7 protein-coding genes and 2 pseudogenes are annotated in these 9,481 nt (G+C 72.4%); 4 read left to right on the forward strand and 5 right to left on the reverse strand.

Features of this window, described 5'->3' with window-relative positions; translation table 11 throughout:
* Positions 1-438: pseudogene (locus ACWGIG_RS33060) on the reverse strand (hypothetical protein); the annotation flags it as partial.
* A 330-nt stretch (positions 439-768) separates the two neighbouring features.
* Here ACWGIG_RS33060 and ACWGIG_RS33065 point away from each other — a divergent pair.
* The gene (locus ACWGIG_RS33065) at positions 769-1,995 is read left to right on the forward strand and encodes an amino acid deaminase/aldolase (RefSeq protein WP_453325380.1); all 1,227 of its coding nucleotides are present in this window, start codon (positions 769-771) and stop codon (positions 1,993-1,995) included.
* Between the two features lie 60 nt (positions 1,996-2,055).
* Here ACWGIG_RS33065 and ACWGIG_RS33070 read toward each other — a convergent pair whose 3' ends face one another.
* The 4 genes from ACWGIG_RS33070 to ACWGIG_RS33085 form a co-directional block, all read right to left on the reverse strand.
* Entirely contained in the window at positions 2,056-3,039 is a 984-nt protein-coding gene (locus ACWGIG_RS33070) for a DUF2510 domain-containing protein (protein ID WP_453325381.1), read from the reverse strand.
* Positions 3,040-3,094: 55 nt separating this feature from the next.
* The gene (locus ACWGIG_RS33075) at positions 3,095-3,880 is read right to left on the reverse strand and encodes a 3-oxoacyl-ACP reductase (protein ID WP_453325382.1); all 786 of its coding nucleotides are present in this window, start codon (positions 3,878-3,880) and stop codon (positions 3,095-3,097) included.
* Positions 3,881-3,883: 3 nt separating this feature from the next.
* A complete protein-coding gene (locus tag ACWGIG_RS33080) occupies positions 3,884-5,230 on the reverse strand; it encodes an aldehyde dehydrogenase family protein (protein ID WP_453325386.1) in 1,347 nt (448 codons plus the stop codon).
* Between the two features lie 285 nt (positions 5,231-5,515).
* Complete coding sequence (locus ACWGIG_RS33085) at positions 5,516-6,904, reverse strand: glutamine synthetase family protein (RefSeq protein ID WP_453325383.1); 1,389 nt, start codon at positions 6,902-6,904, stop codon at positions 5,516-5,518.
* A 76-nt stretch (positions 6,905-6,980) separates the two neighbouring features.
* On the opposite strand from ACWGIG_RS33085, the gene ACWGIG_RS33090 reads away from it, so the two are divergent.
* The 3 genes and pseudogenes from ACWGIG_RS33090 to ACWGIG_RS33100 all read left to right on the forward strand — a co-directional run.
* The gene (locus tag ACWGIG_RS33090; RefSeq protein ID WP_453325384.1) at positions 6,981-7,706 is read left to right on the forward strand and encodes a FadR/GntR family transcriptional regulator; all 726 of its coding nucleotides are present in this window, start codon (positions 6,981-6,983) and stop codon (positions 7,704-7,706) included.
* Positions 7,707-7,832: 126 nt separating this feature from the next.
* Positions 7,833-9,332, forward strand: coding sequence for an ethanolamine permease (gene eat / locus ACWGIG_RS33095; protein WP_453325385.1), 1,500 nt, complete (start codon positions 7,833-7,835; stop codon positions 9,330-9,332).
* Positions 9,333-9,388: 56 nt separating this feature from the next.
* Positions 9,389-9,481 (forward strand): annotated as a pseudogene (locus tag ACWGIG_RS33100) (gamma-glutamyl-gamma-aminobutyrate hydrolase family protein); the annotation flags it as partial.

Here is a 9,481-nt window from a genome sequence, read left to right on the forward strand (position 1 = left end):
GCCCTTGAGGGCGCGCGGGAAGAGGGTGTCGACGGGGATGTTGCGCCAGGCGGTGCGGGCGTCGGCGAAGCGGGTGCTCGCGGTGGGGGTCCGGGGGGTGTCGGCGGCCAGCCAACTCCCGGCGGCGGCGCCGGCGATGAGGCCGGTGCCGAGGATGGTGGCGGCGGCGAGGGTGGCCAGGCGGGCGGGTGTGCGGGGCCGACGCGGGGGGTGTGAGGCGGTGGGCCCGGACGGAGCGGTGGCCTCGGACGGAGCGGTGGCGAGCGCGTGCGGTCGCGAGAAGGAGCGCTCCGCGTGGGGGCCGCCCCCTTGCCCGCCCTTCCCCGAGCTCTCGGCTTCGCTTGAGCAGGGGAGACCCCACTCGCCCCCGTGGGGCGGCCCCGCCGCCCGAGGGGGCTGGGGCGGCGCGGTGGCCGGAGGGGGTGGCAGGGTGTCCACAGGGGACGGGGGTGGCGGCGTGGAAGGTGGGAACGGGGGGCGGGGTGGGGGGCCGGGGTGGTGTGGTTCGGTGGTCATGCCGGCCCCCAGGTCCGTCTGTTGTCGTGCTCCCGGCTCGTGCCCCGTGGCAGCCCCGTCGCTCGGGCCTCCAGCGGGATTCCGTCACTCTACGGGCTGGTCGGGCCGCGACGGGAACCGATGTGCGGTGTGGGGCGGATCTGACCGGATCGTCCCCCTCCGGCTCTCTCCCGCCCTCTTGGCACCCCCTCCGCCGGTGGAACGTCCCGTCGGGCCCTACCGGGCGGTAATCCACTCTGGCAAGCTGCGCCCATGACTCCCCGTGTGACGCCCCGTGCGGCTCCCCGAGCCGATGACCGTGCCCGCTACGACCGGGCGACCGCGCATCTCGAAGGCCCGCTGGCCGTCGTCGACCTGGAGGCGTTCGACGACAACGCCGCCGATCTCGTGCGTCGCGCGGGCGGCAAGCCCGTCCGGGTGGCGAGCAAGTCGGTGCGGTGCCGGGCGCTGCTGGAGCGCGTGCTGGCGAAGGACGGTTTCGCGGGCGTGATGTCGTACACCCTGGCCGAGTCGCTGTGGCTGGCGCGGTCCGGGTTCGAGGACGTGCTGCTGGCCTATCCGTCCGTCGACCGGAGCGCGTACGCGGAGCTGGCGGCCGATCCGAAGCTGGCCGCCGCCGTGACCGTGATGGTGGACGACCCCGCGCAGCTGGAGCTGATCGAGCGGGCGCGGGACGGCGGGACGGAGGAGATCAGGGTCTGTCTGGAGCTGGACACCTCGCTACGGATGCTGGGGGGAAGGGTGCGGATCGGGGCGTTGCGGTCGCCGCTGCGCGAGCCCGCGCAGCTGGCGGAGCTGGCCCGGTCGATCGACCGGCGGCCGGGGTTCCGGCTGGTGGGGATCATGGCGTACGAGGGCCATGTGGCCGGCGTCGGCGACTCGATCGCCGGACGGCCGGTGCGCTCCCGGATGGTGCGTGCGATGCAGGGTGCGGCGCGCCGGGAGCTGGCGGTGCGGCGGGCGGCCGTCGTACGGGCGGTCAGGTCGGTCGTACCGGACCTGGAGTTCGTGAACGGCGGCGGCACCGGGAGCGTGGAGAGCACCGTCGCGGAGGACGCCGTGACCGAGGTGGCGGCCGGGTCGGGGCTCTACGTGCCGAGGCTGTTCGACAACTACCGGTCGTTCAGCGGGCGTCCGGCCGCGCTCTTCGCGATGCCGGTCGTACGGCGCCCCGGGGTCGGGATCGTGACGGTGCTCGGCGGCGGGTATCCCGCGTCGGGTGTCGCGGGGCCCGACCGCTCCCCCGTGCCGTACCTGCCCGAAGGGCTGCGGTACGACGCGCAGGAGGGGGCGGGCGAGGTGCAGACGCCGCTGCGCGGGGCCGCGGCGGACGACCTGCTCATCGGCGACAAGGTGTGGTTCCGGCACGCCAAGGCGGGCGAACTGTGCGAGCGGTTCGCCCGGTTGCAGCTGATCGAGGGCGACCGGGTGACGGACACCGCGCCGACGTACCGGGGCGAGGGCCACACCTTCCTGTGAGGCCCCCGCCCCGGGGCCCGGGGGTCCCCCGGGGGTCGGATCTCCCCGGGGGCCAGGGACTCAGGTCGTGTTGCGGATGCCCTGGGTGATCTTGTCCATGCCGTCCAGCGGCGGGGCGCCTGGGCCCTCGTCGAAGCTGAAGCGGACCAGGACGATCGACCCGGGGCCCAGGCTGCTGGGGAAGGCGAGCGACTGGACGTGGCCGCCCGGGCCCTTGCCGGTGACGACCTTCCAGCGGACCAGGTAGCCCTGCTTGCCCGCGACCGTGACGGCCTCGGACTTGACCTCCGTGTGGGACTTCACGCCGCCGTACTTCTGGCGGCCGAGGGTGTCCTTGTTGTAGGCGATGTCGGTGGCCTTCGCGATGTCGGCCTTGGCGACGGCCTCCGGAGTCGTCCGGTCGGCGGGCGCGGTGCGCGAGGTGACCGTGCCGTGGTGGCAGTAGCCGCCGTCGGCCGGGCAGTCGTACGTCTCCTTGGTCTGCATGGTGGCGGCTTCGCGGTCGCCGCCGAACTCGGGCCGCTCCCAGCCTTCGAGGATCGGGAGCGTGATGCCGTTCAGCTGGTCCGGGAGGGTGCTGGTGTCACCGGCCGGGGCCGAGGCGGGCGGCGGGGTGGGGAGGTCCTTCCCGCCGCCGGGGACCTCGACGGAAGAAGTGGGCGTCGCGACCGGGGGTTCGGGGTCGTCCTCCTTGCCGAGGACGACGACGCCGGTGACGATCGCGGCGACCAGGACGACTCCGGCGGTGATGACCGCGATGAGCGCGCCCTTGCTCAGTCCGCCGCCCGAGCCGCCCCCGGCGGGCGGTGCCGACGGGGGCGGCGGGGCGGCGTACTGCTGCGGCGCGGCGCCCGGATATCCGTAGCCCTGCTGCGGCGGCTGCGGCCGGCCGAACTGCGGTGCCTGTGGGGGCGCGGGCGCCGGGGGCTGCTGGGGCCGGCCGGGGGCGCGGGTGTGCGCGCTCCAGGCGTTGCCGTCCCACCAGCGCTCCTGGGTGGGAGCGCTGGGGTCCTGGTACCAGCCGGGCGGAGTCGTCATGCTCATGCGGCTCACCTTAGAGGGCGGGTGCCCGATGGCGGGGCCCGCCCGACGGGCGGTCCTAGAGCGGCGTGACGTACGCGCCCGAGATGCCGCCGTCGACCAGAAAGTCCGTCGCGTTGACGAAGGACGAGTCGTCGCTGGCGAGGAAGGCGACGGCTGCCGCGATCTCGGTCGCCTCGGCGAACCGGCCGAGCGGGATGTGGACCAGACGGCGGGCCGCCCGCTCCGGGTCGGACGCGAACAGTTCCTGGAGGAGCGGGGTGTTGACGGGCCCCGGGCAGAGCGCGTTGACGCGGATGCCCTCGCGGGCGAACTGCACGCCCAGCTCGCGCGACATGGCCAGGACGCCGCCCTTGGACGCGGTGTACGAGATCTGGGAGGTCGCGGCGCCCATGATCGCCACGAAGGACGCGGTGTTGATGATCGAGCCGCGGCCCTGGCGCTGCATGTAAGGCAGGGCGGCCTTGCAGCAGAGGTAGACGGAGGTGAGGTTGACGTCCTGGACGCGCTTCCAGGCCTCCAGTCCCGTGGTGAGGATGGAGTCGTCGTCGGGCGGGCTGATGCCGGCGTTGTTGAAGGCGATGTCGACGCTGCCGTACGTGTCGTACGCGGCCTTGAACAGCGCGTCGACCTGTTCGGCGTCGGTGACGTCGACCTTGACGAAGGTGCCGCCGACCGCTTCGGCGGCGGCCTTGCCCGCCGTCTCGTCGATGTCGCCGCAGACGACGTGGGCGCCCTCGGAGGCGAGGCGGCGGGCGGCGGCGAGGCCGATGCCGCTGCCCGCACCGGTGATGACGGCGGTGCGGCCGACGAGGCGGCGGCAGACGATTTCTTCAGTGGTCATGGTTCAGGCCTCCGTGCTGATGAAGACGTTCTTGGTTTCGGTGAAAGCGGTGAGGGCGTCGGGGCCGAGTTCGCGGCCCAGGCCCGACTGGCGGAAGCCGCCGAAGGGGGTCCAGTAGCGGACGCTGCTGTGGGAGTTCACGGCGAGGTTGCCCGCGCGGACGGCCTGCGAGACGCGCAGTGCGCGGCCCACGTCGCGGGTCCAGACGGATCCGGCGAGCCCGTAGTCGGTGGCGTTGGCCAGACGGATCGCGTCGGCCTCGTCGTCGAAGGGCAGGACGACGGCGACGGGTCCGAAGATCTCCTCGACGGCGGCGGGCGCGTCGGGGTCGAGACCGGTGAGGACGGTCGGCGGGAACCAGAAGCCGGGGCCTTCGGGGGCGCTCCCCCGGATCGCTTGCGCGCCCTCGGGAACGTACGAACGCACCCTCTCCAGCTGCGACTTGGAGATCAGCGGGCCCATCTGGGTCTTCTCGTCGGACGGGTCGCCGACGACGACCGACTCGATGGCGGGGGCCAGGAGTTCCAGGAAGCGGTCGTACACGCCGCGCTCGACGAGGATGCGGGTGCGGGCGCAGCAGTCCTGGCCGGAGTTGTCCAGGAAGGACATGGGGGTGGCGGCGACGGCGGCTTCGAGGTCGGCGTCGGCGAAGACGATGTTGGGGCTCTTGCCGCCGAGTTCGAGGGTGACGCGCTTCACGTGCTCGGCGCACTTGGCCATGATCTGCTTGCCGACGCGGGTGGAGCCGGTGAAGACGATCTTGGCGACGTCGGGGTGTTCGACGAGTGCGTTGCCCGCGACGGGGCCCTCGCCGGGGAGTACCTGGAAGAGGTGCTCGGGGAGGCCCGATTCCAGGGCGAGTTCGGCGAGGCGCAGTGCGGTGAGGGGGGTGGTCTCGGCGGGCTTGAGGATCACCGCGTTGCCCGCGGCGAGTGCGGGGGCGGTGGCCCAGGCGGCGATCGGCATGGGGAAGTTCCACGGGGCGATCACGCCGACGACGCCGAGGGGTTCGAGGATCGTGACGTCGAGGCCGCCGGGGACGGGGATCTGGCGGCCGTTGAGGCGTTCCGTTCCGCCGGCCGCGTAGTCGAGGAGGTCGCGGACGTTGCCCGCCTCCCAGCGGGCGTTGCCGAGGGTGTGACCGGCTTCCCGCACCTCCAGCTGTGCGAGTTCCTCGATGTGCTGGTCGACGGTGGCGGCGAAGCGGCGGAGGTGGCGGGCGCGGTCGGCGGGGGGTGCGGCGGCCCAGGTGCGCTGGGCCCTGGTCGCGCGGGCGACGGCCGCGTCGACGTCTGCCGCGGTGGCGGCGGGGACGGTGGCGACGACTTCTTCGGTCGCCGGATTCAGGATCTGCAAGGGGCTCGGTTCCTAACGGGATGGGGCGGTGTCGGGGGTGTGCGGTCGGGAGGGCGGGGCTCCGCGTGGGGGCCGCCCCCTTGCCCACCCTTCCCCAAGCTCTTAAGGAGCAGGGGAGACCCCACTGCCCCCGGGGGCGGCCCCGCTGCCCAAGGAGGCGGCGGTAGCGGCCTGCCCAAGGAGGGCTGGGGGGTGCGGGGGCAGGCATTTAGGGGCGCGGGGAACTGCGCGGCCGGCCACGACGCACCCGCACGAAGACCACCGGCCCCACCCGAACGGCTACATCCGCTCGAAGGAGCGCCGAAGCTCCCAGTCCGTGACCGCCGCATCGAATGCGTCCAACTCGACCCGCGCCATATTGGCGTAGTGCGCGACGACCTCGTCCCCGAAGGCCGCCCGCGCGATGGGACTCGTGCCCCACAGCTCGGCGGCCTCGCGCAGCGTCGTGGGCACGTGCGCGTAGTCGGCGGTGTACGCGTTCCCGGTGCAGGGCTCGGGCAGTTCGAGCTTGTGCTCGATGCCGTGCAGTCCGGCGGCGATCAGGCCCGCGACGGCAAGGTAGGGGTTGACGTCGCCGCCGGGGAGCCGGTTCTCGAAGCGCATCGAGGGGCCGTGGCCGACGACGCGCAGCGAGCAGGTGCGGTTGTCGTGGCCCCAGGCGACGGCGGTCGGGGCGAACGAGCCCGGCTGGAAGCGTTTGTACGAGTTGATGTTGGGGGCGTAGAGCAGGGAGAAGTCGCGCAGGGCGGCGAGCTGCCCGGCGAGGAAGTGCCGCATCAGCGGGGACATGCCGTCGGGGCTGTCCGGGTCGCCCGCCATGACACTGCGGTTGTCCGCGTCGCGCAGCGAGAGGTGGATGTGGCAGGAGTTGCCCTCGCGCTCGTTGTACTTCGCCATGAAGGTGAGCGAGACGCCCTCCTGGGCGGCGATCTCCTTGGCGCCGTTCTTGTAGAGGGCGTGCTGGTCGCAGGTGGTGAGGGCCTCGTCGTACTTGAAGGCGATCTCGTGCTGGCCGGGGTTGCACTCGCCCTTGGCGGACTCGACGGTGAGTCCCGCGACGGCCATCTCGTTGCGGATGCGGCGCAGCAGGGGTTCGACGCGTCCGGTGCCGAGGATGGAGTAGTCGACGTTGTACTGGTTGACCGGGGTCAGCTCGCGGTAGTTGGCGTCCCAGGCCTGCTCGTAGGTGTCCTTGAAGACGATGAATTCGAGTTCGGTGCCCGCGTGGGCGGTGAACCCGAGCTCGGCGAGGCGCTCCAGCTGGCGGCGGAGTATCTGCCGGGGCGCGGCGACGACGGGCGAGCCGTCGTGCCACAGCAGGTCGGCCATCAGCAGGGCGGTGCCGTCGTTCCAGGGCACGCGGCGCAGGGTGGCGAGGTCGGGGCGCATGGCGAAGTCGCCGTAGCCGCTGTCCCAGGAGGACATGGCGTAGCCGTCGACGGTGTTGAGGTCGACGTCGACGGCGAGGAGGTAGTTGCAGCCCTCCGCGCCGTTGGTCAGGACGTCGTCCAGGAAGAACGGGGCGGCGAACCGCTTGCCCGTCAGGCGCCCCTGCATGTCGGGGAAGGCAAGGACGACGGTGTCGATCTCGCCGTCCGCGACCAGGGCGCGCAGCTCTTCGAGCGGGAGCGGGGGCGTGCGGTCTGCGGGACCTGGCTGTGCTGCCACGGGGATGTACCTCCTGCGTCGGCCGGAGCTCTAAGGTATGACCCAAGACCATTGATTGGGAAGGGGGTTCAGGCGCGTGTCGGACGAGGAGCGAAACGACAGGCTGACGTCGGTGCTGCGTCCCGTGCGGGCGGGCAACGGTTTCGAGGAGGCGCTGGAGCAGGTGTTGCAGGTGCTGCGGCTCGGCCTGGTACCGGCGGGCGAACGGCTGCCCGCCGAGCGCGATTTGGCGGACCGGCTGCGGATAAGCCGGGTCACCCTGCGCGAGGTGTTGAAGGTGCTCCAGGAGCAGGGGCTGGTGGAGAGCAGGCGGGGGCGGTACGGAGGCACGTTCGTGTGCCGTCGGCCACAGACCCCGGGCGAGGCCGAACTCCTGCGCAGGACAGGGTCGTTGGACGTGGAGGACGCGCTGCGTTTCCGCGAGGTGCTGGAGGTGGGCGCGGCCGGGCTCTGCGCCGGGGAGGGCCTGGTGGGAGCGGACGCGGACCGGCTGCGCGATGCATTGGCCGCGACGCACGACGCGCCGCTCGCCGATTACCGCCGCGCGGACACCCTGCTGCACCTGACGCTGGCGGAGCTGTCCGGGTCACCGAGGCTGGCCGCCCAGTACGCCGCCGTCCGCGCCGAGGTGAACGAACTCCTGGACGGCATACCCCTGTTGGTGCGCAACCTGGAGCATTCACAGGCCCAGCACACCGCCCTCGTCGAGGCCGTGCTCGACGGGGACGCGGAGGCGGCGCGCGAGGTGATGCGCGAGCACTGCTTCGGGACCGCGGCACTGTTGCGGGGATTTTTGACCTGAGGACGACGATTCCCGGCACGCCCCGGGGGAAGTAACTTCCCTGTAATCGCCGGAGGGTTGCGCACTCCCGCTGTGGCCGCAATGGTGTGGAGCCACACCATTGCCAGGCAACGGCGGGAGCGGCCCATGGCCACGGAAGAACGCACAGGCCCAGCGAGCCCGGAAGGCCCAGCGGGTCCGGGAGGGGCCGCGGGATCGGGAGGGCCGGCGGGCCCCGAGGGTTCCGACTACCTCAAGCGGCGCGCCCTGCGCCGCGGCAGCGCGGGCTGGCTGCTGCTCACCGGACTCGGCGTCGCCTATGTCGTCTCGGGCGACTTCTCCGGCTGGAACGTCGGCCTCGCCAAGGGCGGCTTCGGCGGTCTCGCCCTCGCGACCCTCCTGATGGGCGTGATGTACGCCTGCCTGGTCTTCGCCCTCGCCGAGCTGTCCGCCATCCTCCCCACCGCGGGCGGCGGCTACGGCTTCGCCCGCCGCGCGCTGGGCACCTGGGGCGGCTTCCTGACCGGCACCGCGATCCTCATCGAGTACATCCTCGCCCCGGCCGCGATCTCGATCTTCATCGGTGACTACGTCGAGTCGCTGAACCTCTTCGGCCTGACCTCGGGCTGGCCGGTCTACCTCGCCTGCTTCGTGATCTTCATCGGCATCCATCTGTGGGGCGTCGGCGAGGCGCTGCGCTTCAGCCTCGTCGTCACCGCCATCGCGGTCGCCGCCCTGCTGATCTTCGCCGTGGGTGCGTTCACCGAGTTCAGCGCGGACCACCTCAACGACATCCCGGTGGACCCGGGCGCGTTCGGCGCGAACTCCTGGCTGCCGTTCGGGCTGATCGGGATCTGGTCGGCGTTCCCGTTCGGCATGTGGTTCTTCCTCGGTGTGGAGGGGGTGCCGCTGGCCGCCGAGGAGGCGAAGGATCCGGTGCGGTCGATGCCGCGCGCCCTGTCGATCTCGATGGGCGTCCTGATCCTGCTCGCGATGCTGACGTTCTTCGCGGCGACCGGCGCACGCGGCTCGGCCGCCGTGCAGGACGCGGGGAATCCGCTGGTGGTGGCGCTCCAGGGCGACGGCGCGGCGACCGGTCTGAGCAGGTTCGTGAACTACGCGGGCCTGGCCGGTCTCGTCGCGTCGTTCTTCTCCCTCATCTACGCAGGGTCGCGCCAGCTCTTCGCGCTGTCCCGGGCCGGCTACCTGCCCAGGTTCCTGTCCCTCACCAGCCGCCGCAAGGCGCCATACCTGGGGCTCCTGATACCGGGCGCGATCGGTTTCGCGCTCGCCGCCTCGACCGGCAACGGCGCCAGGATGCTGAACATCGCGGTGTTCGGCGCGACCATCTCGTACGCCCTGATGGCGCTGTCGCACATCGTCCTGCGCCGCCGCGAGCCCGGGCTGCCGCGCCCGTACCGCACCCCCGGCGGCATCGTCACGTCGTCGACGGCCTTCGTACTGGCGCTGTTCGCGCTGGTGGCGACGTTCCTGGTGGACAAGGACGCGGCCTTCACGGCGCTCGCCGTGTACGGCGTGGCACTCGCCTACTTCGCCCTCTACTCTCGGCACCGTCTGGTCGCGTCGGCGCCGGAGGAGGAGTTCGCGGCGCTCGCCGCCGCCGAGGCCGAACTCGACCGCACGTAGTTCCGCACCCCGATGCGCACCTCGCGTCCGCGCCCGTACCGCTGGAGGATCCGCCCGTGCCCCGCAAACCCCTCATCGGCGTCAGCACGTATCTGGAGGAGTCCGTGAGGTGGGGTGTCTGGGACCTCCCGGCCGCCCTGGTCCCGGCG

Source organism: Streptomyces sp. NPDC054863 (assembly GCF_053610825.1).

Bases quoted from the DNA above. Each gene is read 5' to 3' on its own strand.
- ACWGIG_RS33065 (WP_453325380.1), top strand. From the start codon at position 769: ATGACTCCCCGTGTGACGCCCCGTGCGGCTCCCCGAGCCGATGACCGT.
- ACWGIG_RS33070 (WP_453325381.1), bottom strand. From the start codon at position 3,039: ATGAGCATGACGACTCCGCCCGGCTGGTACCAGGACCCCAGCGCTCCC.
- ACWGIG_RS33075 (WP_453325382.1), bottom strand. From the start codon at position 3,880: ATGACCACTGAAGAAATCGTCTGCCGCCGCCTCGTCGGCCGCACCGCC.
- eat (WP_453325385.1), top strand. From the start codon at position 7,833: ATGGCCACGGAAGAACGCACAGGCCCAGCGAGCCCGGAAGGCCCAGCG.